We start from the raw sequence: 22,352 nt of genomic DNA, 5'->3' as shown, positions 1-22,352 counted from the left end.
GCGCCTAGTCCGGCTGTTCTGCGACGCTCAACGGTTCGAGCGCCGCGCGCAATTCGGCGGGCAGATTCACCGGGCGCCTTGTGACACGATTCACATACACATGCACGAAGTGTCCTTGCGCGGCGGGTTGATCCTCGCCTTCCTTGAAGAGACCGACCTGATAGCGCACGCTCGACGTGCCGAGCCGTATGACGCGCAGGCCCGCGTCGATCCGGTCGGGAAACACCAGCGGCGCGAAGTAGTTGCATTGCGTCTCGACCACGAGACCGATCGTCTCGCCCTGCTCGAAATCGAGCACGCCGGTGCGGATCAGATACTCGTTCACCACGGTGTCGAAGTAGCTGTAGTAGACGACGTTGTTCACGTGACCGTAGACGTCGTTGTCCATCCAGCGGGTGGGAATCGTCAGGAAATGCGGGTAGGCGCTGCGCAAGGCGGATGCGGGTTTGTTCATGCTGGTGTGGTTGTCTCGGGCGTGGTTGTCTCGGGCGTTATCGTGAACGTTGTGTGGCCGGTTGTTTTGGTCAATGCCACTCGGTCAGCATGCGGCACGAGCGCCTTTGCTACCGGCGCACGGTCGGACAGGAAATATAAGCCATGCCGCGCTCCTCGCTGAGCGTGGGTTCATCGCACCGCTCATCGACGTGTTTGTCGGCTGGCTCACTGCCCCGGTCTTTCGACGAACTCGAACGGCAGGCCGCGCCGCCGCATCCATTCGCCGAGCGCCTGGCCGGTGCCCGCGCGCCAAGGCCGCAGCTTGGCCGGCTCGACCAGCCGGTACTCCAGCAATTCCGGCGACAACGCAATCGTTCCGTAAGCCTTCACGTGATACGCAATGATCAGTTCGTTCTTGCGGATGAATTCGTACACGCCGATCAACTCGACCGTCTCCGCGTGCAACGAGGTTTCCTCGAGCACCTCGCGGGCAATGCCCTCTTCCGGCGTCTCGCCGTTTTCGAGGAAGCCCGTGATCAGCGCGAACATGCCCTCCGCCCAGGCGGCATTGCGCGCCAGCAGAATCTTGCCTTCGTACTCGACGATCGCCGCCACCACCGGCAGCGGGTTGTTCCAGTGGACGTAGCCGCACGCCGGATCGGGACAGGTCTGGCGGATGCGGCCGCCTTCGTGTTCGGCGTCGGCGCGCTGGGTCAAAGGCGTGGCGCAACGTGGGCAAAATCGGTATTCGGTCATGGCGAAGGGGACGTTCCGTTTGTCTTGTGTGATGGCTTGTAGCTTATGGGCGTGACGCTCGGTTTGCGGTGCCGTTTTAGTCGGCGCGCCCAATGGTGCTCAGGGTCGCGTTCAGGCCGGTGCTCGGGTTGGCGCTCAGGTTAGCGCGCGATCTCGACGCTCATGGCCCGGCACTTCAGCGCCTCCGGTCCAACACGGCCTCACGCCGCGCACAACTCACGCACCTCGGCGGCGAACCGCTCGACCGTTTCCGGTTGCGTATCCCACGCGCACATCAGCCGGCATCCGCCCGCGCCGATGAATTCGTAAAACTTCCAGCCGCGCGCGCGCATGGCCTTGGCGGCTTGCGCGGGCAATTGCGCGAAGACCGCGTTCGATTCTCCGGGAAACATGATGCTCACGCCCGGAATTTCCTGCAACCGCGTTTGCAACAGTTGCGCCATCGCGTTCGCGTGACGCGCGTTGCGCAACCACACGTCGTTATCGAGCAGGCCGAGCCACGGTGCTGAAATGAAGCGCATCTTCGAAGCCAGTTGGCCGGCCTGCTTCAGGCGGTAGGCGAAATCGTCGGCGAGCGCGCGGTCGAAGAACACTACCGCTTCACCGACCGGCAAGCCGTTCTTGGTGCCGCCGAAGCACAGCACGTCGACGCCCGCGCGCCACGTGATCTCCGACGGATGCACGTCCAGCGCGGCGACCGCGTTGGCGAAACGCGCGCCGTCCATATGCACTTTCAGATGACGCCGTTTGGCGATCGCCGCGATCGCCCGCACTTCCTCGACGCTGTAGACCGTGCCGACTTCCGTCGATTGGGTCAGCGTGACGACTTTCGGCTTCGGGTAATGGATGTCGGCGCGGCGCGTGACCACCGCTTCGATCGCGTCTGGCGTGAGCTTGCCGCCAATGCCCGGCGCCGTCAGCAGCTTCGAACCGTTCGAGAAGAACTCCGGGCCGCCGCATTCGTCGGTTTCGATATGCGCGAGTTCGTGGCAAATCACCGAGTGATACGACTGGCACAGCGACGCGAGCGCCAGCGAATTGGCCGCCGTGCCGTTGAACACGAAGAACACTTCGCAGTCGGTCTGGAACAGTTCGCGCAGACGGTCGCACACCTGGTTGGTCCAGGAATCGTCGCCGTAGGCCGGCTCGTGGCCGCTGTTGTTGGCGGCGATCAGCGCGTCGAGCGCTTCGGGACAGATGCCGGCGTAGTTGTCGGACGCGAAATGTTGCATGGCTGGCGGCGCGTCCGGCGATGGACGCGCTGGGATGACGGGAAAGCGGTCATTTTAGTGCGCCCTTCGGTTATTTGTTTTCCGGCTATGGGATTGGCTGGTACGCCTGCATCCACGCGCTTTCAATGGCAGCCGCATTCGGGCATGCGGCCCCGGCCACGCGGCATGCGCGCGACGACGATCAGCCCGGCCGCGCCCAGCAGCAACGCGCCCGCGGCCAGCCACAAGGCCGGCGAAAACGATCCGGTCTGCTCTGCGATCGGCGCGGCGACGAGCGGGCCGATGATCTGACCGACGCCATAGGCCGCCGTCGCGTAGCCCATCAGACCGGCAGCGTCGTCGCCGCGCAGACGCCGCGCCTCGCGCATCGCGAACAGCGTGATCGCGGTGAACGGCAAGCCGATCAGGATGCTGCCGAATGAGAAGCCGCCCGCCGTCGGCCAGACGATACCGAGGGCGATGCCGCACGCCTGCAGCACATAGCAGCCGGCAAGCAGCGTGCGGTTGTCCCAGTGCACCGGCAAACGCGCCGCCAGCAGTGCGCCGACGATCAGCGCCGCGCCGAACATCGGCCAGAACAGGTCGGGCCATGCTGAGCCAGGCAATGCGTGACGCGCGATGACGGGCAGGAACGTCGCGGTGATGATGTAGCCGAAACCGGGGACGCCGTAGAGAAGGATGAGCCAGAGGGCGTCGGCGTGGTGATGGGTGGCGTGGTGATGGGTGGCGTGGTGGGCGGTGCTGGTCGTGGTGGGTTGGGCGACGGGGCGTTGGATTGGCGTGGCTTGGGTTGCTGCGCGTTGAGCTGCTGCGCGTTGGAATTCAGCGCCGAAGGTTCCGGCGCTTTGAGCTGCAGCGCCGTGAACTGCCGCGCGTTGAGTTCCAGCGCCCTGAAGTTGAGCGCCATAGGTTCCAACGCCATCGTTTCCCGCGCATTGACCTGCGGCGCGTTCCGTCGCGCCGAATTCACCGGTGTCACGTTGGCTCATCGCGCCAACACTCGTCTGATCGCCACGACCAGAACCAACCATGCGAGCGCGCAGATTTATTTCTCCACTGCCGGACGCCGCGCCAAACACCGGCCAAACCACAACCGACAGAGCCGCCGCAATCAACCCGAACCCGAGCCACCCCACCGTGGCCCCATACCCACCCGCCACGCTGACCAGCAGGCCCGTACCGACGATGCCCATGCCCGGCCCCGTGTAGATTACCCCGCCCCATCCATGCGCACCGAGCTCGGCGAGCCGCCGCAAGCCCCACTGGGACGCGAATACGAACGTCCAGGCGCTAACCGCGCCCGCGATGAACCGCACCGCCGCCCATATCCAGAACTGGCTCGCCACACCCATCGTCAGCGTCAGCAGCACCGTCGCGACGAGCCCCCAACGCACCATGCGCGCCGGCTCGATCCGCAGCGCCGCGCACGTGACCGCGCCGAGGAAATACCCCGCGTAATTGAACGACGCCAGCCAGCCGCCATGCTGAATATCGAGCTGCGGCTGACCGAACGCGTCGCCGTGAAGCATTAGCGGCAAGAGCGGCGTGAATGCAAATCGCCCGATACCGAGCGCGACGGCCAGCGTGACCATGCAGGCAAGCGCCGCGCGGCGGGCGGGGTGGCGTCCGGCGAAGCTGCCGTGCGTGGTGGAGGCGAGATTGTTCATGAGCGGGCGACGATACGTGCGGTCAATCGATCAGATGGCTTACGTCCATAGTAGCTTGACCTTTCAATCACGAAAAATGAATAATTCGGATATCACCCATCGCCTAGAGAGAATCATGGATCTGGCCGCTTTGACCATTTTTCGTGCCGTCGTGCGGGAAAACGGCGTGACGCGCGCTGCTGCCAAGCTCAATCGCGTGCAATCGAACGTCACTACGCGCATCAAGCAGCTCGAAGAGCAACTGGGCACCGACTTGTTCATCCGCGACGGCCGCCGTCTCGTCCTGACGCCCGCCGGCGAGACGCTGCTGCCCTACGCTGAACGCCTGCTCGCGCTCGCCGACGAGGCGCGTCATGCGGTGCGCGAGGACCGTCCGAGCGGGCGGCTGCGTTTGGGCACGATGGAAAGTGTCGCCGCGACGCGTCTACCCGCGCTGCTCGCGCGTTATCACCAGCAGTGGCCCGCCGTCGCGCTGGAACTCGAGATCGGCACGACCGGCAAGCTGATCGAGCGGGTGCGTGAATTCGAAGTGGATGCCGCGTTGGTGGCGACGCCGTTGGACCCGGCTGCGCTCGGCGAATTATTCGAGTCGGTGTCGGTGTTCAGGGAGGAACTGGTGATGCTGACGCCGCGCGGGCATCGGCCGATTCGGGACGTCCGGGACATTGCGCTGTCGACGCTGATTGCGTTCGAGCGTGGCTGTGCTTACCGGTCCTATATCGAGAAGTGGTATCTGGAGCACGGTGTCAGGCCGGCGCGCGTGCTGGAGCTGGGCTCCTACCACGCGATCGTGGCATGCGTGGCCGCTGGCGCAGGGGTGGCGGTGGCCCCGCGGTCGGTGCTGAATTTGCAGACCGATGCCAGCAATATCGCGGTGCATGAGCTGCCCGACATCGGAGTGATCGAGACACTGCTGGTGTGGCGACGCGGGCACTTTTCGTCCGCATTGAATGCGTTGAAACAGGCGCTGGTGATGCGGCACGATGCGGTGAGCTTGCCCGAGACTGTGACTGCTGCGGAAGGGGCGTCCTGATTTTTTGACTGCACGGTTGCGGCGCTTCGCGCCAGACGCTCAAAAAAACTTAGGCCACGCGACACGCCCAACCTCCCGGCGCTCCGCGTGGCCCAATCACATCAGACTCAAAGCTGGCCTTCGACCCAACCCTTGACGCCGGCCAGTGCCGCCGGCAGATTCGCCGGCTCGGTGCCGCCAGCCTGCGCCATATCCGGACGGCCGCCGCCCTTACCGCCGACTTGCTGCGCCACGAAGTTGACCAGCTCGCCCGCCTTGACCTTCTTGCTGGCGTCCGCCGTGACGCCGGCGATCAGGCTCACCTTGCCACCTTCGACCGAGGCGAGCACGATCGCCGCGCTCTTCAGCTTGTCCTTCAGCTTGTCGACGGTTTCGCGCAGCGTCTTGACATCCGCGCCTTCGAGCGTAGCCGCCAGCACGTGCACGCCGCCGACTTCGATCGCCTGACCGGCCAGTTCGTCGCCCTGGCTCGACGCCATCTTCGACTTCAGCGCGCTCAGTTCCTTCTCCAGCGACTTCACCTGGTCCTGCACCTGCGTGATCCGCTGCGTCAGTTCCGACGGTTGCGCCTTCAACACAGCCGCGGCCGCGTTGATGCGCGCGTCGAGATCCTGCACGAAGCGCACGGCGTTGTCGCCCGTGATCGCTTCCACGCGACGGATGCCCGCCGCCACGCCGCCTTCCATGACGATCTTGAAGAAGCCGATGTCGCCGGTGCGATGCACGTGCGTGCCGCCGCACAATTCACGCGAGAAGCCCAGGTCAAGCACGCGCACTTCGTCGCCGTACTTTTCGCCGAACAGCGCCATCGCGCCGCCCTTCACCGCTTCGTCGAACGGCATGACGCGCACGATGCCCGGCGCGTTCGCCAGCACCTCGGCGTTGACGATTTCCTCGACACGGCGGATCTGCTCGTCCGTCATCGGCGCGTTGTGCGCGAAGTCGAAACGGGTCTTGTCGGCGTCGACGAGCGAGCCCTTCTGCTGCACGTGCGAACCGAGCACTTCACGCAGCGCCTTGTGCATCAGGTGCGTGGCCGAGTGGTTGCGTTGCGTGCGGGCGCGGCGCACCGCGTCGATTTCCGCCTTGACGACGTCGCCCACCTTCAGCGTGCCCTGCTCGAGCGTGCCGTGATGACCGACCACGTCGGCCTGCACCTTCAGCGTATCGCTCACCGCGAAGCGCACGCTCGCGTTGGCCAGCACGCCCTGGTCGCCGACCTGGCCGCCCGATTCCGCGTAGAACGGCGTGTGGTCCAGCACGACGACAGCCTGCTGGCCGTGGCTCACTTGCTGCACCGAGGCGCCGTCCACATACAACGCGACGACCTTCGCGTCGTCGAAGACGATTTCTTCGTAACCGTGGAACGTGGTTTTCGCGCCCGAGTATTCGAGGCCTTGCGCCATCTTGAACTTGCCCGCCGCGCGAGCCTGCTCGCGTTGACGCGCCATGGCTTCGTCGAAGGCGGCTTCGTCGACCGTCACTTCGCGCTCGCGGCACACGTCCGCCGTCAGATCGAGCGGGAAGCCGTACGTGTCGTGCAGCTTGAATGCGAGTTCCCCGTCGAGCGTCTTGCCGCCCTTGGCTTCGAGGTCGGCCAGCGCGCCCTCGAGAATCGACATGCCGTGCTCGATGGTCTCGAAGAAGCGCTCTTCTTCCTGACGCAGCACGTCGGTGACGCGTTGTTCCGCTTCCTTCAGTTCCGGGTACGCGCCGCCCATCTGCGCGACGAGGTCCGCCACCATGCGATGGAAGAACGAACCCTTCTTACCCAGCTTGTAGCCGTGGCGGATCGCACGGCGCACGATCCGGCGCAGCACGTAGCCGCGGCCCTCGTTGCCCGGAATCACGCCGTCGACGATCAGGAACGAGCACGCGCGGATGTGGTCGGCGATCACCTTCAGCGAATTGTTGGTCAGATCGCTCACGCCGGTTTCACGCGCAGCGGCCTGGATGAGCGCCTGGAACAGGTCGATCTCATAGTTGCTGTGCACGTGCTGCAGCACGGCGGCGATACGCTCCAGACCCATGCCGGTATCGACGCACTGCTTGGGCAGCGGCGTCATGTTGCCTTGCGCGTCGCGGCTGAATTGCATGAACACGAGATTCCAGATCTCGATGTAGCGGTCGCCGTCTTCCTCGGGCGATCCCGGCGGGCCACCCCACACGTCCGGGCCGTGGTCGTAGAAAATTTCCGAGCACGGGCCGCACGGACCGACGTCGGCCATTTGCCAGAAGTTGTCCGACGCGTAACGCGCGCCCTTGTTGTCGCCAATGCGGATGATGCGCTCGACCGGCACGCCCACTTCCTTCGCCCAGATGTCGTGCGCTTCGTCGTCTTCGTGATAGACGGTGACCCACAGCTTGTCTTTCGGCAACTGGTACACGCCCGTCAGCAGTTCCCACGCGTAGTGGATCGCGTCGCGCTTGAAGTAGTCGCCGAACGAGAAGTTGCCCAGCATTTCGAAAAACGTGTGGTGACGCGCGGTGTAGCCGACGTTTTCCAGGTCGTTGTGCTTGCCGCCGGCGCGCACGCTGCGCTGCGCGGTCGTGGCGCGCGAATACGGGCGCGATTCCGCGCCGAGGAACACATCTTTGAACTGCACCATTCCCGAATTAGTGAAGAGCAGTGTCGGGTCGTTGCCGGGCACAAGGCTCGACGAGCGAACGATCGTATGGCCCTTCGATTCGAAGAACTTGAGGAATTTCTCGCGGATTTCGGCGGCTTTCATAGCGGGCGGGGGACGGGTTTGCCAGTTCCCTGGCTGTTACCGGCGGCATCGTGGGATGCGCCAACTGTTTGTTTCTTAAACGACTGATTATACGGGATCGGCGCCCGTGCGCGGCAGCGCGGCCTGCATGGTTGGCCGTTCGGCCAGGTTTGAGCGGGCAACGTAGGACATCGCGGGACTTTGTGGCGCGTGTCATTCGTCCTATGCCGTTCGGCCGACTGCGCCTGCGCGCGGGAATCGCTTAAGATTGCCCCCATTCGCGGCGCCTTGCGCGCCGCTTGGCCACAAAGGAGACATTGACCAATATGGGCGCTCTCAGTCATATCCGCGTGCTGGATCTCACACGCGTGCTCGCCGGACCCTGGTGCGCGCAGACTCTCGCCGATTTCGGCGCCGACGTGATCAAGATCGAACGCCCCGAAGTCGGCGACGACACCCGCCACTGGGGGCCGCCGTACCTCAAGACGCCGGAAGGCGAAGACACGCGCGAGGCCGCGTATTACCTCGCGGCGAACCGCAACAAGCGCTCGGTCACCGTGGACATCGCCTCGCCCGAAGGCCAGCGGATCATCCGCGAACTGGCGGCGCAGAGCGACGTGGTGCTGGAGAACTACAAGGTTGGCCAGTTGAAGAAGTACGGTCTGGACTACGCGTCGCTCAAGGAAGTGAAGCCCGACCTCATCTACTGCTCGGTGACCGGCTTCGGGCAGACCGGGCCGTATGCGCAGCGCGCCGGCTACGATTTCATCGTGCAAGGCATCGGCGGCTTCATGAGCATCACCGGCGAGCGCGACGGCCAGCCAGGCGGTGGCCCGCAGAAGGCCGGCGTCGCGATTGCCGACCTCATGACCGGCATGTACTCGACCATTGCCGTCCTCACCGCCCTCACCCACCGTGACCGGACGGGCGAAGGCCAGTACATCGACATGGCGCTGCTCGACGTCCAGGTGGCGATGCTCGCCAACATGAATTCGAACTACCTGGCAAGCGGCCAGCCGCCGGTGCGCTGGGGCAATGCGCATCCGAACATCGTGCCGTACCAGACCTTCCAGACGAGCGACGGCTGGATCATCGTCGCGGTCGGCAACGACGGGCAGTTCCGCAAGTTCGTCGAAGCGGGCGGCCGCCCCGAACTGGCGGACGACGAGCGTTTTGCCACCAACCCGGCGCGTGTGCGCAACCGCGAGATCCTCGTGCCGATTCTCGCGGACATGGTCCGCCTGCAGGGCAAGCAGCAATGGATCGCCACCCTCGAAGCTACTGGTGTGCCATGTGGGCCCATCAACGATCTTGGCGAGGTGTTCGAGAATGAGCAGGTGGTGGCGCGCGGGCTACAGGTGAATCTGCCGCATCCGTCGGGCGGCACGGTCAAGCTGGTGCGCAATCCGATCAATATGACCGGCACGCCGCCTGAAGCGCTTGCGCATCCGCCTACGCTCGGGGAACACACCGAGACCATTTTGCGCGACGTGCTCGGGTATGACGAAGCGAGGATTGCGGCGTTACGGGGGCAGTCGGTGATTTGATTCCGATGGGGGCGCGGTGGACGCGTTCAGAGCGGGGCGTTGCTCAGCGACGGTTTGACGCGCCGAACGACTCCAGCCACTCGCGCCCTTCGTTCCAATCGCCGAGCCCGCTGTCCGCGTTGATATGGCCGCGCGGGCCGATGTCGATCCAGCGGCTGCCCCACGCGTTCGCACAGGTCTTTGAAAACGGCACGCCGCCGTAGGGATCATCGCTGCTGGCCACGACGATCGTCGGAAACGGCAGCCGCTTGAGCGGCACCGGTGCGAAACCGCTTGCGTCCTGCGGAAAATGCGCCTCGGCGGGATCGGGCAGCGCGACCAGCAGTGCGCCCGCCACCTTCGCTAGCTGCGCGGCGCTCGCGTATTGCGACGCCCAGAAAGCCGTCGTCAGGCAACCGAGGCTGTGCGCGGCGAACACCACAGGCGCGTCGGCGGCGGCCACGGCGGCGTCGAGCATGCGGCACCAGGCGTCGCGCTGAGGGTGGTCCCAATCCGGCATCTGTACGCGCACAAATGCCGGGCTCAGAGCTTCCCAGCGCGTCTGCCAGTGGCCGGCGCCGGAATTCTGGTAGCCTGGCAGCACCAGCGTGTCAGGTTGTTTTTGTCCGCTCATCGCGTTCCCCGTAGTTGGTCGTTATTCGCAGTTTATTGTTTTTGCCCACGCCGCCGCCGGGCGCGCGTCAATGCGTCACGCGCCCCACACCCACACCGCGTGGGTCCGCCGCCGGCTCGGGCGTCGTGCCCTCGATGCGGATCATCTGCACGTCGCCGTTGAACGACTGCCCTTCGAGCGTGTAGCCCTTGGCTTGCAATTGCTCGGCCAGCTCGCCCGTGATCGGACGATACGGCTCGAAATAGATCGTCTTCTGCGGCAGCAACTGATGGTGGAAACGCATGGCGGCGAGCGCGTCGGTGGGCGACATGTTGAAGTCGTACAGATCGGTCATCACCTGGAAAATCGACGTCAGAATGCGCGAGCCGCCGGGCGTGCCGATCACCAGCGACACCTTGTTGTCCTTCAGCAGAATGGTCGGCGTCATCGACGACAGCGGCCGACGTCCGGGCGCCACCGTGTTCACTTCGGCGCTGCTTGCGCCGGACGCGCTTGCGGCAGCGGGCTTGGTGACGAAGTCATCCATGGCGTCGTTCAGCAGGAAGCCGCCGCCGTCCACCACCACGCCTGAACCGAAGTCCCCGTTCAGCGTGTAGGTGTTCGACACGGCATTGCCCCACTTGTCGACCACCGAGAAATGCGTGGTTTGCGCTTTCTCCGGGGCCGTGTCGCCGAGGCCCGGCTTCACCGGCGCCGCGCCGGGTACTTCGTCGGGCTTGACTTCGTCGGCGCGCTGCGCGAGGTAGGCGTCGTCGATCAATTTGCCGGTCGGCACCTTGTACGCATCCGGATCGCCCAGGTATTGCTGGCGATCAGCGAACACGCGGTCCTCGATCTGCGCGATCAGATGGATATACGGCACGGAGTTCAGCTCGAGGCCGTCGAACGCCTGCTTCAGATCGGCTTTCATCTTCAGCATCTGGATCAGCCCAATGCCGCCCGAACTCGGCGGCGGCGCGGTCACGACCTGATAGCCGTTCCAGTCGGCGGTAAGCGGCTGGCGCCACACGGCCTTGTATTGAATCAGATCCTGTTTCGTGACCAGACCGTGGCCGTACATCTGCTGGGCGATCAGATCCGCGGTGCGGCCCTCGTAGAACTCGCGCCCGCCGTCGCTCGCAATGCGCGACAGCGTCTGCGCAAGTTCCGGCTGGCGGTACGTCACGCCCGCCTTGAGATTCGAAAAGTAGGCGTCGAAATTGGTCTTGCCGGCGAAGGTCTTCGCCGCCGCGTCGTGGCGTTGCTGCAACCACGGCTCGACCTGGAAACCGTCGGTGGCGTAGCGGATCGCGGGCGCCAGCACCTGCTTCCACTTTAGCTTGCCGAAACGCTGCTGCGCCTCCCACATCCCCTCGACCGTACCCGGCACGCCCACTGCGCGATGCCCGACGGCGCTCATGCCCGGCAGCAGGTTGCCCTTGTCGTCGAGGTACATTTCGCGGGTCGCCTGTTGCGGCGCGCGCTCGCGATAGTCGAGAAAGTACGGCTTGCCGTCCATGAACACGGTCATGAAGCCTCCGCCGCCGAGATTGCCCGCATCCGGCGCGGTCACGGCCAGCGTGAAGGCGATGGCGACGGCGGCATCCACCGCGTTGCCGCCGGCGGCGAAGATCTGCTGCGCCGTGTCCGCGCTGTAGCGGTCCGGCACGGCCACCGCCGATGCGTCGAACACGGCCTTCGGCGGCGGCGTTTTTGCCAGCGCGGGCACGGGCGCGACGACGACGCCGGTGAACGCGGCGAGCATGGCCGATACCGTCAGGATCCGGGCCAGAGAAAGCGAGGTGAAAGGCGCGCGAGGCGCGCCGTGCGTCGGGACAGACATCCGAGAAACTCCGGCAACTAAGGGCGCCATGGTGCACGAACGGCAAGAATTCGTGCAAGGCGACAAAGGGCGGTGCGGCCTGCGTGGACGGCTGCGACGAGTGCACGCGCTGCGCGTCATGGCGCAAGCTGCACTGCCCCGGGAAATGATCGGGCGGCGGGCATGTGGGGCGAGGCGGGACGGCTGATGCGCCTTGCTATACGCGGTGATTTCCCGCCCGCGCGCTCAGGTTGCGAGAAAAGCGGCCTGATGCTGCGCGATGCGGCCTGAACGCGGGCGCGCAACGCCTATTGCGGCGTCCGGAAACCCCACGCGGACCTACCATGCGGCCCTCGCGGACGAACCCGCGCCGCTGGCATCCTAAGGCGGCGGCGGGCGCGCGAACAAAACGTTTTACCTCCTGTTACAGCGCCGGCCTGCCCCCTGAATTGCCGTCAAAACCGCTCAAACGTTGGCTGCACGCCGCACTCGCCTGCTGCGACGGGACTCGTCAGGTAGAATTGTCGGATAAGTGGACGCATTGCGCGCCCCCGACAGACTTTCACCTTCTCGCATGAATACCGAACGCAACGACGCGCCAGCGGCATCCAATTTCATCCGCAACATCATTGACGACGACAACCGCACCGGCAAGTGGGGGCAGCGTGTCGAAACGCGCTTTCCGCCCGAGCCGAACGGCTATCTGCATATCGGTCACGCCAAGAGCATCTGCCTGAACTTCGGCGTGGCGCGCAGCTACGGCGGCGTGTGCCATCTGCGCTTTGACGATACCAATCCGGAAAAGGAAAGCGTCGAATACGTCGACTCGATCATCGACGCCGTGCGCTGGCTCGGCTTCGAGTGGGAAAAAGGCGGCAAGGAAGAGCTCTACTACGCGAGCGACTACTACGACAAGCTGTACGAATTCGCCGAACTGCTGATCGAACGCGGCAAGGCCTACGTGGACAGCCAGTCGGCAGAAGAAATGCGCGCGAACCGCGGCTCGGCCACGGAAGTCGGCACGCCGTCGCCCTTCCGCGAGCGTTCGGTGCAGGAGAATCTCGACCTGTTTCGCCGCATGAAGGCCGGCGAGTTCCAGGAAGGCGAGCACGTGCTGCGCGCGAAGATCGACATGTCGTCGCCGAACTTTAATATGCGCGATCCGGTGATCTACCGGATTCGCTTCGCGCATCACTACCGCACCGGCGACAAATGGTGCGTGTACCCGATGTACGACTACACGCACTGCATCTCGGACGCGTTGGAAAACATCACGCATTCGCTGTGCACGCTGGAGTTCGAGGACCATCGTCCGCTGTATGACTGGATCCTGAACGAACTCGCCGAGGCCGGCATTTTCACGCGCCCGCTGCCGCAACAAATCGAATTTTCGCGCCTGAACCTGACCTACGCGATCACCAGCAAGCGCAAGCTGCTGCAACTCGTGACCGAAGGCCATGTGGACGGCTGGGACGATCCGCGTATGCCGACCATTGTCGGCGTGCGCCGGCGCGGCTTCACGCCGGAAGCGATCCAGCTGTTCTGCGAGCGCATCGGCGTGACCAAGGTCGATTCGTGGATCGACATGAGCGTGTTCGAAGGCGCGCTGCGCGACGATCTGGACGACAAGGCGCCGCGCACGGCCGCGGTGCTCGATCCGGTGAAGCTGATCATCGACAACTTCCCCGAAGGCGTGACCGAGCCATGCAATGCGCCGGTCCATCCGCATCACCCGGAAATGGGCGTGCGCGAGTTTCCGATTTCGCGCGAGCTGTGGATCGAACGCGACGACTACAACGAAACGCCGCCGAAGGGCTACTTCCGCCTGTTCCCGGGCAACAAGGTACGTCTGCGCTACGGCTACGTGATCGAATGCGTCGGCGCGGACAAGGACGAGAACGGCAACATCGTCGCGGTCCATTGCAACTACTTCCCGGACAGCAAATCAGGCACCGAAGGCGCGAACAGCTACAAGGTCAAGGGCAACATCCACTGGGTCAGCGCGGCAGCCGCGTGCCCGGCCGAAGTGCGTATCTACGACCGCCTGTTCAAGGAACCGCAGCCGGACGCCGGCGGCCGCGATTTCCTCGAAGCGCTGAATCCGGATTCGAAGCGCGTGGTCAACGCCTACCTGGAACCGGGCGCGCGCGAAGCGCTGCCGGAGCAACGCTATCAGTTCGAGCGTCATGGCTATTTCGTCGCCGACCGAGTCGATTCCAAGCCGGGTAAGCCCGTATTCAATCGCATCGTCAGTCTGCGCGACAGTTGGGGCAAGCCGGCGTAAGCTGGAACGCACCCTCTTGCAGCGCATCTGAAGTTGGATATGGCGTGCGTCTTGATAGAAGGATGCACGCCGTTTTGTCGCATCATGTTCCATCGACAGCGACGGCGCGGCATCCGCCAACGCCAGTCCGGGAGGTCCGATGAAAGTTGCAGCCCGCCGCAGGGCGAGTACCCGGCGCACAACGGGAAGCACGGCGCGCGCGGCGCGTTTCGTTCAGGGCGCGCGCTGCGCGCTCATGGCGCTGACCACGTTCGGCGCGGCGTCGCTCGCCTGCTCCGCTCAAACGGATGAACTCACCGGCACGCTGAAAAAAATTCACGACGACGGCGTGGTCGTGCTCGGCGTGCGTGAAGCGTCGATTCCTTTCTCCTACTTCGACGGCAAAGGCACGGTCGGCTATTCGCAGACCATCGCACTGCAGATCGTCGACGAGATCAAGAAGACGTTGGGCATGCCGCAACTGAAGGTGCACGAGATCACCGTGACCTCGTCGAACCGCACGCCGATGCTGCTGAACAACCAGATCGATCTGGAATGCGGCTCGACCACGCACACGGTGGAACGCGAAAACGTGGCCGCGTTCTCGAACAGTTTCTTCCAGTACGCCGTGCGCATGATCGCGCGCAAGAACAGCGGCATCACGGATTTTCCCGACCTGGCCGGCAAAGCGGTCGTGACGACCGCAGGCACCTCGGACGAACGCCTGCTGCGCCGCCTGAACACCGACAAGCACCTGAACATGCGTATCACCAGCGCGCGCGATCATTCCGAGGCCTTTTCCGCGCTCAAGGACGACCACGCCGTGGCCTTCGTGATGGACGAGCCGATCGTGTACGGTTTCAAATCGACCGATCCGCGTCCCGACGATTTCGTGGTGACCGGTACGCCGCTTGGCTATGAAGTCTACGCGTGCATGTTCCGCAAAGGCGATGAACCGTTCCGCACACTCGTCAATGGCGTGATCACGCGCAGCCAGACTTCCGGCGAAGCGGAGCGTCTGTACAAGCAGTGGTTCACGCAACCCATTCCGCCGCACGGCATCAATCTGAACTATCCGCTGTCGGAGCAGAACCGCGCTTTGTTCGCGCATCCGAACGACCGCGCACTCGACTGAAGCCTCGGGCGGCGAACGCAGTGCTGGCCTCGCCGCTATAACGACCGATGCAATTCCGCGAGCGACAGCGTGGTCTGAAAGAGCCGCGTGAGACTGCGGCTCGCATACTTGTCCACTTCGTCAGGCGCGGCCCAGCGGTAGGCATCCATTTCGGGAATCAGCGTGCCGTCGGAGCGGCGCGGAAAGAGCGACGTGCAGATGCACACGCTCAGATCGAGTTCATCGACTGTGGCACGCGCGCCGAACAGATGCAGGTCCTTGTCGCGCCGATAGACGAATAGGCCGAGGTCTTTCAGACGCTCGGGTTCGATGGCGATACCGGTCTCCTCGACCATCTCGCGCAGCGCCGTGACGTGCGGCGCCTCGCCTTCTTCGCCGTGTCCTTTGGGAATATCCCAGTGCGACGTTTCAGTGGCGTGCGCGAGCAGCACGCGACCGTCCGGGTCGAGCAAGACGATGCCGCACGAGACAATCCGTGTGCTCATTGCCGCACCATTTCAAGCGAACGCAACGATCCATCGACACGCACATGCATGGCTTCGAGCCGCGCCGGCTGCCAACCGGCGCGCGCCGCCATCAAGGCCCGCATGCTCAGTGCTTTTTCTGCAATTGCCAGTTGCCGCTGCCGTGCTTGCAGAACTGCGGGCGCAGGTTCATCGATTGCCCTTTGGCGCTCAGCACGACGCCGACGTCGCGGCAGGTGCGGTCGCCGTCCTTGGCCGTGCTGGCCATCGTGATCGCGGCGTCGATCTTCACGCTGTTGCCCGTGCCTTCGTTGACCCAGTTCATGGTTTCGCCGTCCTGCTTGTCGTTCAGTGCGGAGAAGACCGCCTTTTTGACGGAGTCGATGTCGCGTTGCTTCATGTAGCTGATCGGCGTGTCGTTCAGAAAACCAAGATTCGCAGCTTGCGCGCCGATCGCAGCACCCAGCAACAGGCTACCGGCAGTCAGTTGAGACAGGACACGGGTTCGCATCGACATGAAGGGTTCTCCTCGAAAGTGTTCGGCGGTCTCGAGCGCGCGGGGCGCATCGTGATCTGGACCCCAAAAGCATAGCATGTCCCCCTCGAAGGGACCGCGAGAAACTGCCGGGCTCTCAGCCGAACAGGGCGGCCGCCAGCGGAATATGCGGCGCGATCTATTGCTTGAATCACGCGCCACCGGACACAACGAGCGCCGCTAATTTTAGGACAGCTCCCATTCCTAGCAGTAGGACGACTTCTTAAGATTGATTGATTGCGTATCCGCGCCAATCAGAATCTGAAGATGCTCCGCCATGCACACCCTCTCCGCCCTCAAAACTTTTGCTATCGCACTTGCGCTGCTGTGTGTCGCGCTCGTACCGGTTGCGATCAGACGCGATCCCGGACTCGCGCGGCGCGTCGTGCGGATGGATGCGTTGCCTCGCGCTCGCTGGCCGAATCTGCTGACGCGTGTTGGCGTCGCCTGCCTGTTGCTGTCCTTCGCCATGCTGCTCGTCGGCTGCTATTACATGCTAACGAGCGTCGGCAACTAATCCTGACCTGAGCGGCCGGCTACGCCAGCAGCCATCGCGTCACCTTCCTCACTTCGCGGCCACTGAGTCGGCCGCCCCGCTTCCCGCCTTGTACCCGTCTGTCAGCGTATTCAAAAACGCGACGACGTCCTTGATGTCAGCCTCGTCGAGCGCCGGCTTGTCACCCGGCTTGCGATCGAATGGTGGATCAGTATTCAGATTGGCCCAGTACTGCTGGGGCAGATCGTCGAACTTCCGCACTTTGCCTTTCGCGACCGGATAGAACTTCTCCGGGTTCGTGTCGCGCTCGGCATAGAAGCGCACCACCTGATCGAGCGAATGATAGATGCCGTTGTGAAAGAAGCTCTTCTTCAGCGCCACATTGCGCAGCGTCGGCGTGCGGAAGATGCCGCAAAACTCGGCGCGACCCTTAAGATCGGTGCGCTCCGGGCCGCAGGCGCCAAGGTCATAGAAATGCGGATCGCGATTCACCGACAGCGCGCGATTGCGCGGCACGCCGATCGCGATCAGACCGAAATCGCTGAACTGCGGCGGCGCACCGTCCATGGTGCGCTGGCTGATGTGGCAGCTCGCGCAATTGCCTTTTTTCTCGTCGTTGAACAGTTGCAGGCCGCGCAGTTCAGCTTGCGTCAACTGAGCCTTACCCGCCAGATAGGCGTCGTACTTGCTGGTGTACGGATAGAAAGTTTCCGGCGTCTGCTCGAAGGTTTCGAGCGCTTGCAACACGGCTTTGAAGGTGGCGTCGTCGCTATCGAAAATATGTGCGCCGAAGGCCGCGCGGAAAGCGTCGGCGTAGGGCGCAGCCTTGAGCGCCGCAGTGACTTTGGCCGGCGTGCTGCCCATTTCAAACGACGACAGCAGCGGAATGCGCGCCTGGTCGCCACCGCGGTCGACGCGGCCATCCCAGGTCAAGCCGCCGGTCGGGCCGGCATCGACGCTTTCGTCGCCTTCGTCGTCCGACTCGTGGTAGTGCTCGGCGAATGCGGGCACCGATTGCAGATACTTCAGCGTCGGCGCGGCGCGCATACCGGTGCGGTGCATGTCGTTGCCGCCGAGTTGCACCGACAACGCATTGGCCGGCGAAAACCCATGGTCCGGACTGTGGCACGACGCGCAAGCGAGCTTGCCCGAGCCGGAGAGCGACGCGTCGAAAAATAACTGCTTGCCGAGCGCCGTCATCTGCCGCACGGATTCGTAGACTTGCGCACGGGACTGCCCCGCTTCATGGGCGGCCACCTGCACGGCCGACGCCGCCACCGGCGCGGACGGAGCCGAACCGCCCGCGACCGTGCTCGCCGCGGCACTCGCGACGGCAGCCGTCCCCGGCGCACCCGCATCGCACGCGGCAAGCATCAAGGTCATGGCTGTCAGCGCGAACGCCGTCGCTTGCCGCACGCGCATCGTCGCGAGACCGGCGCCACGCCGCGCCTCGACCCGAGCCATTATTTTCCGAATCCCCGTCAGAGCTGGCCGCATAAGAAAGATGTGAGTTTGCGATAGTGAAGTCCGCGAGCGTATTTCATTCCCATGTCTTTTAAATGACATACAGCCGACGGTATTTTCATATCAGAAGCAATTCGTAATTAATTACATCTTTCTGTCAAATTGCCTTGCCAAACTTTCGCCCGCGGTCATCCGTGTAAGGAGTGCAGGTGACCCGTCCCCAACGCGAGAGAGAGAAACCACATCAAATGAACAAGAAACTGATCTGCGCGGCGCCTATCGCGATCGCAGCAGCGTTGAGCCTGTATGCGTGCGGCGGTGACAAAGTCAACGAACCGGACATCACCTCGATCAAGAATGTCGTGGTGATCTACGCGGAAAACCGCAGCTTCGACAACCTGTACGGCAACTTTCCCGGCGCCAACGGTCTGCAGAACGTGACGGCGGCGAGCGCCACGCAGGTGGACCGCAACGGCACGACGCTCGCGACGCTGCCGCAGGTGTGGAACGGCCTGACGCAAACCGGCGTGACGCCGGTGGTCACGCAGGCCATGACGGCAAACCTGCCGAACAGCCCGTTCGCCATCGACGACCCGAAGGGTTTCAACACGCCGATCACGGCGACGACGCGTGACCTGTATCACCGCTTCTACGAGAACCAGATGCAGATCAACGGCGGCAAGAACGACAAGTTCGCCGCCTGGGCGGATTCGGGAGGCCTCGTGATGGGCCACTACACGCTCAACGCCGACAAGCTGCCGCTGTGGAAAATCGCCCAGCAGTACACGCTCGCCGACAACTTTTTCATGGGCGCATTCGGCGGTTCGTTCCTGAACCACCAGTGGCTGATCTGCGCGTGCACGCCGACCTATCCGAACGCGGACAAGAGCGTGGCGGCCAGCTCGATCTCGTCGGTGGAAAGCGACGGCGTCACGCTGAAGCTCGCGTCTAACTCGCCCGCTTCGGCGTTGAGCGGTCCGCCCAAATACGTGAACTCGGGCAACCTCACGCCTGACTTCTTCGCGATCAACACGATGCAGCCGCCGTATCAGCCGAGCGGCAACAAGCCGGCGACCGGCGGCGACGCGAACTTCGCCGATCCGACCCAGGCGACCACCCTGCCGGCGCAGTCGCAGCAGCACATCGGCGATCTGCTGAACAACGCGAAGGTGTCGTGGGCGTGGTACAGCGGCGCGTGGGGCGCGGCGGTGTCGGCGGCGCAAAACGGCACGTCGAACGTGATTTACGGCGCGAATCTGACGGCACCGAACTTCCAGCCGCATCATCAGCCGTTCAACTACTTCGCCGACCTCGCACCGGGCACCGCGAACCGTTCGCAGCATTTGCTCGACGGTGGTCTCGCCGGCTCGGAGTTCATCAAGGCGATCGACAACGGCACGCTGCCGCAAGTGTCGTTCTACAAGCCGCAGGGCAACCTGAACGAACACGCGGGCTACACCGATGTGGCATCGGGCGATCAACACATCGCGGACGTAATCTCGCATCTGCAGAAGAGCCCGCAGTGGAACAACATGGTGGTGGTCGTGACCTACGACGAAAACGGCGGCTTCTGGGATCACGTGTCGCCGCCGAAGGCCGACCGCTGGGGTCCGGGCACGCGTATTCCGGCACTGATCATCTCGCCGTACGCGAAGAAGGGTTTCGTCGATCACACGCAGTACGACACCACGTCGATCCTGCGCTTCATCGCGCACCGCTTCTCGCTGCCGACGCTGCCGGGCATCGCGGCGCGCGACGCGGCGCTGGTGAGCAATGGCAGCAAGCCGATGGGCGATCTCACGGCTGCGCTGAACATCAAGCAATGAGCGCAGGGCGAAAGGCGTTCGATTTCAGACGGACGACGTTAAGCGGTAAGCAACAGTCCGCCTGAGGGTGAGACTTTGACAGGGCAGCTTCGGCTGCCCTTTTTTATGGCTGCCGTGGAGTCCGACGCATTTTCACGAGCGGCGTATGCTTCGACCCAGGACGCGATCGTCTCGTCGATGGCGGCTCGATAGCCTCCGCAACACGTTGCAGGCTTGACCACTCATTCAGGAGTTCGACAACATGACTGAAAAAACCATCAAGGTGCCCGGTCCCGATCATCCGATCACGGTCGAGCCGGCCAAAGCGCGCGTGGTCGTGACGGTAGCCGGCAAGGTGATCGCCGATTCGAAGAAAGCCCTCGTGCTGCGCGAAGCATCGTATCCGGAGGTGTATTACATTCCGCGCAATGACGTGGAAATGACGCTGCTGGAGCGCACCGATCACGCGACCTACTGCCCGTACAAGGGCGATTGCGCGTACTACAGCATTCCGCTTGGCGGCGAGCGGACGGTGAACGCGGTGTGGACTTACGAGTCGCCGTATGCGGCGGTGAAGGAGATCGCGCAACATCTGGCGTTCTATCCGAACCGCGTGGACTCGATCGAAGTGAAACCGGCGGGGTGACAAGCGAACGTGGCGCGGCGCAAGCTATGCGCGACTCTGGCCGCGTGGTGCCGCGAGCGCGCGCGCCAACATGAGAAGTACGGCAGGAGGGACTCGAACCCCCCACCCTCGGCTTAGAAGGCCGATGCTCTATCCAGCTGAGCTACTGCCGTATTGAAGTGAGGCGATGCAACCACGCACGCGCGCATCGCCCGCAATGAGAACCCGCTTTCGGGCATTGGAACCTGTGCACCTGCAAGCCACAGGGTTCGTCGAATACCGAAATTCTAACTGACCGTGCGGTAGACGGGAAATCCACTCCGGCGCCTTGCAGACATTCCGCGCGCCACAGCGGCCGTTGCCAGTCACAAACAAACGGGCCCGGCAGGTTGAGCCGGGCCCGGATTATAACCGATCGCTCCCTGCCCGCCAGCACGCGCTAGCGGACATGGCGAACTCAATCACACCGGCTGCGGATGCAGCATGAACCAGCCGAGGAACACGATGCCGGCGATCACGCAATACACGCCGAACGAAGCCAGACGTCCGCGGCCTTCGAAATAGCGCATCAGGAAACGCACGCTGAGATAGGCGGCGATCGCGGTCAGCACGCCGCCGAGCAACGCGTCGGCGAGTTGGCCCGGCGCATGGAACAGCTTCGGCAACTCGAGCACGCCGGCCGCGAAGATGATCGGCGTGCCGAGCAGGAACGAGAATTCCGCCGACTTCTCCGCCGTCAGGCCGGCCGCATTGCCGGCGATCATCGTCAGACCGCTGCGCGAGAAACCCGGAATCAACGCGCCGATCTGCGCGAGACCGACGAAAAACGCCTGGCCGAAAGTCAGCTTCTCCGGCGCCTGATGCGCACGCGTACGCTGCAGGCGATCGCCGAACCACAGCAGCACGCCATTGACGATCAGCGCGATCGCCACGATCCGCAGGTCGTGAAAAAGCCGTTCGAGCCGCTTTTCCAGCAGCAGTCCGACCAGACCCGCCGGAATCGTGCCGATGACGAGCGCCCACATCATGTGCGCGTCGTCGTTGCGGCGGCCGCCGAACGACGCGAAGAAGCCGCGCACCAGCGCGCACCAGCGCTTACGGAAGTACCACAGCAGCGCGAGCGCCGTGCCGAGATGCAACGCGACGAGGAACGGCAGCAATTGCGGCGCGTGTTTGTCGATATGCATGCCGAACAGTGCGGGCACGAGCAACGTATGGCCGAGGCTGCTCACCGGAAACAGTTCGGTGACGCCTTGCAGCACGCTCAGGAAAATGAGAAACGACAGGTTCACGCGGGGCGTCCTTGTAAGGAAAATGTCGGGGAAAGGCGCACCGGATAAGGAATTCACGGCCGCCTCAAAGCGCACCGATTATGCCTGGCTGCAATGTCAGCGCCAAGCGTTTGGACCGCATTCAGGGAAATTTTGTGCGTTGCGTCACAACTCGAAACCGTTGTTACGGCGCAGAAAAAGAAACGGGCCGCCGTGAATGGCCGCCCTGTGGATCAGCAGAATGACGTGAAGCGAACTACGTGGTGCTCGGCAGAAGAATCATCCACGGGACCGCATGCCCTTTGACGAGCTGGGCAAGACGATGCGGATGCCCGGATCAGCGTTCGAGCTTGTAAAAGAAGTAGACCGTGCTTGCCGCGAACATGCCGAACAAAGTCACAGCCATTGCCATTGCGAGATCCATACAGCCTCCTGAGGCAGTCTCGCCCGGTCGTCGAAGTTACCGAGCAGTCAGACGAATTATCAGCAAGGATGGCCT

Annotated in this window: 18 protein-coding genes and 1 tRNA gene; 7 read left to right on the top strand and 12 right to left on the bottom strand. The window is 63.7% G+C overall.

Annotated features, from left to right (window positions below; translation table 11 throughout):
* Positions 1–4 precede the first annotated feature (4 nt).
* From P0D73_RS32710 to P0D73_RS32695, 4 genes are all read right to left on the bottom strand, one after another.
* Complete coding sequence (locus P0D73_RS32710) at positions 5–454, bottom strand: acyl-CoA thioesterase (RefSeq protein WP_132373658.1); 450 nt, start codon at positions 452–454, stop codon at positions 5–7.
* 206 nt (positions 455–660) lie between these two features.
* A complete protein-coding gene (locus P0D73_RS32705) occupies positions 661–1,191 on the bottom strand; it encodes an NUDIX domain-containing protein (protein ID WP_408291114.1) in 531 nt (176 codons plus the stop codon).
* Between the two features lie 200 nt (positions 1,192–1,391).
* Positions 1,392–2,423, bottom strand: coding sequence for a threonine aldolase family protein (locus P0D73_RS32700; RefSeq protein ID WP_012433803.1), 1,032 nt, complete (start codon positions 2,421–2,423; stop codon positions 1,392–1,394).
* Between the two features lie 122 nt (positions 2,424–2,545).
* Positions 2,546–4,090, bottom strand: a complete 1,545-nt coding sequence (locus P0D73_RS32695; RefSeq protein ID WP_408434570.1) for a YbfB/YjiJ family MFS transporter — start codon at positions 4,088–4,090, stop codon at positions 2,546–2,548.
* A 115-nt stretch (positions 4,091–4,205) separates the two neighbouring features.
* Between P0D73_RS32695 and P0D73_RS32690 the strand changes: the two genes are divergently transcribed.
* On the top strand, positions 4,206–5,123 hold the full coding sequence (locus tag P0D73_RS32690; protein ID WP_408434567.1) for a LysR family transcriptional regulator: 918 nt from the start codon (positions 4,206–4,208) through the stop codon (positions 5,121–5,123).
* Between the two features lie 107 nt (positions 5,124–5,230).
* Here the strand turns inward: P0D73_RS32690 and alaS are convergent, their stop codons facing one another.
* The gene (gene alaS / locus P0D73_RS32685; protein WP_408291122.1) at positions 5,231–7,855 is read right to left on the bottom strand and encodes an alanine--tRNA ligase; all 2,625 of its coding nucleotides are present in this window, start codon (positions 7,853–7,855) and stop codon (positions 5,231–5,233) included.
* A 305-nt stretch (positions 7,856–8,160) separates the two neighbouring features.
* Between alaS and P0D73_RS32680 the strand changes: the two genes are divergently transcribed.
* Positions 8,161–9,381, top strand: coding sequence for a CaiB/BaiF CoA transferase family protein (locus P0D73_RS32680; RefSeq protein WP_408434564.1), 1,221 nt, complete (start codon positions 8,161–8,163; stop codon positions 9,379–9,381).
* 43 nt (positions 9,382–9,424) lie between these two features.
* Here P0D73_RS32680 and P0D73_RS32675 read toward each other — a convergent pair whose 3' ends face one another.
* Positions 9,425–9,994, bottom strand: a complete 570-nt coding sequence (locus tag P0D73_RS32675) for an RBBP9/YdeN family alpha/beta hydrolase (protein WP_408434561.1) — start codon at positions 9,992–9,994, stop codon at positions 9,425–9,427.
* Positions 9,995–10,061: 67 nt separating this feature from the next.
* Positions 10,062–11,816: a gamma-glutamyltransferase gene (gene ggt / locus P0D73_RS32670; protein WP_408434559.1), complete on the bottom strand. Its 1,755-nt coding sequence runs from the start codon at positions 11,814–11,816 to the stop codon at positions 10,062–10,064.
* Positions 11,817–12,369: 553 nt separating this feature from the next.
* Between ggt and P0D73_RS32665 the strand changes: the two genes are divergently transcribed.
* Positions 12,370–14,079: a glutamine--tRNA ligase/YqeY domain fusion protein gene (locus P0D73_RS32665; protein ID WP_408180642.1), complete on the top strand. Its 1,710-nt coding sequence runs from the start codon at positions 12,370–12,372 to the stop codon at positions 14,077–14,079.
* Between the two features lie 139 nt (positions 14,080–14,218).
* Positions 14,219–15,193 (top strand): transporter substrate-binding domain-containing protein, encoded by a 975-nt coding sequence (locus P0D73_RS32660; RefSeq protein WP_408434556.1) that lies wholly within the window; start codon positions 14,219–14,221, stop codon positions 15,191–15,193.
* Positions 15,194–15,228: 35 nt separating this feature from the next.
* Here the strand turns inward: P0D73_RS32660 and P0D73_RS32655 are convergent, their stop codons facing one another.
* Positions 15,229–15,678 (bottom strand): NUDIX hydrolase, encoded by a 450-nt coding sequence (locus P0D73_RS32655; protein WP_408180644.1) that lies wholly within the window; start codon positions 15,676–15,678, stop codon positions 15,229–15,231.
* A gap of 106 nt (positions 15,679–15,784) precedes the next feature.
* Positions 15,785–16,174, bottom strand: a complete 390-nt coding sequence (locus tag P0D73_RS32650; protein ID WP_408180645.1) for an RT0821/Lpp0805 family surface protein — start codon at positions 16,172–16,174, stop codon at positions 15,785–15,787.
* Between the two features lie 295 nt (positions 16,175–16,469).
* On the opposite strand from P0D73_RS32650, the gene P0D73_RS32645 reads away from it, so the two are divergent.
* Entirely contained in the window at positions 16,470–16,709 is a 240-nt protein-coding gene (locus P0D73_RS32645) for a hypothetical protein (protein WP_408434553.1), read from the top strand.
* Positions 16,710–16,757: 48 nt separating this feature from the next.
* On the opposite strand, the gene P0D73_RS32640 is transcribed toward P0D73_RS32645, so the two are convergent.
* Positions 16,758–18,152 carry a cytochrome-c peroxidase gene (locus tag P0D73_RS32640; protein ID WP_408434550.1) on the bottom strand — a complete coding sequence of 465 codons (1,395 nt, stop codon included), beginning with the start codon at positions 18,150–18,152 and terminating at the stop codon, positions 16,758–16,760.
* Positions 18,153–18,400: 248 nt separating this feature from the next.
* Between P0D73_RS32640 and P0D73_RS32635 the strand changes: the two genes are divergently transcribed.
* Entirely contained in the window at positions 18,401–19,978 is a 1,578-nt protein-coding gene (locus tag P0D73_RS32635; RefSeq protein ID WP_408434547.1) for an acid phosphatase, read from the top strand.
* A 241-nt stretch (positions 19,979–20,219) separates the two neighbouring features.
* Positions 20,220–20,603: a DUF427 domain-containing protein gene (locus P0D73_RS32630; RefSeq protein WP_408291139.1), complete on the top strand. Its 384-nt coding sequence runs from the start codon at positions 20,220–20,222 to the stop codon at positions 20,601–20,603.
* A 78-nt stretch (positions 20,604–20,681) separates the two neighbouring features.
* On the opposite strand, the gene P0D73_RS32625 is transcribed toward P0D73_RS32630, so the two are convergent.
* Both P0D73_RS32625 and P0D73_RS32620 read right to left on the bottom strand, forming a co-directional pair.
* Positions 20,682–20,755, bottom strand: a tRNA-Arg gene (locus P0D73_RS32625).
* Positions 20,756–21,043: 288 nt separating this feature from the next.
* On the bottom strand, positions 21,044–21,874 hold the full coding sequence (locus tag P0D73_RS32620) for an undecaprenyl-diphosphate phosphatase (RefSeq protein WP_408434544.1): 831 nt from the start codon (positions 21,872–21,874) through the stop codon (positions 21,044–21,046).
* Positions 21,875–22,352 lie beyond the last annotated feature (478 nt).

It is taken from the genome of Paraburkholderia sp. RL18-101-BIB-B, assembly GCF_046026985.1.
Lineage (GTDB): Bacteria > Pseudomonadota > Gammaproteobacteria > Burkholderiales > Burkholderiaceae > Paraburkholderia.
Note: the sequence above shows the minus strand (reverse complement) of the source record. Positions and strands in the feature narration are given on the sequence as shown.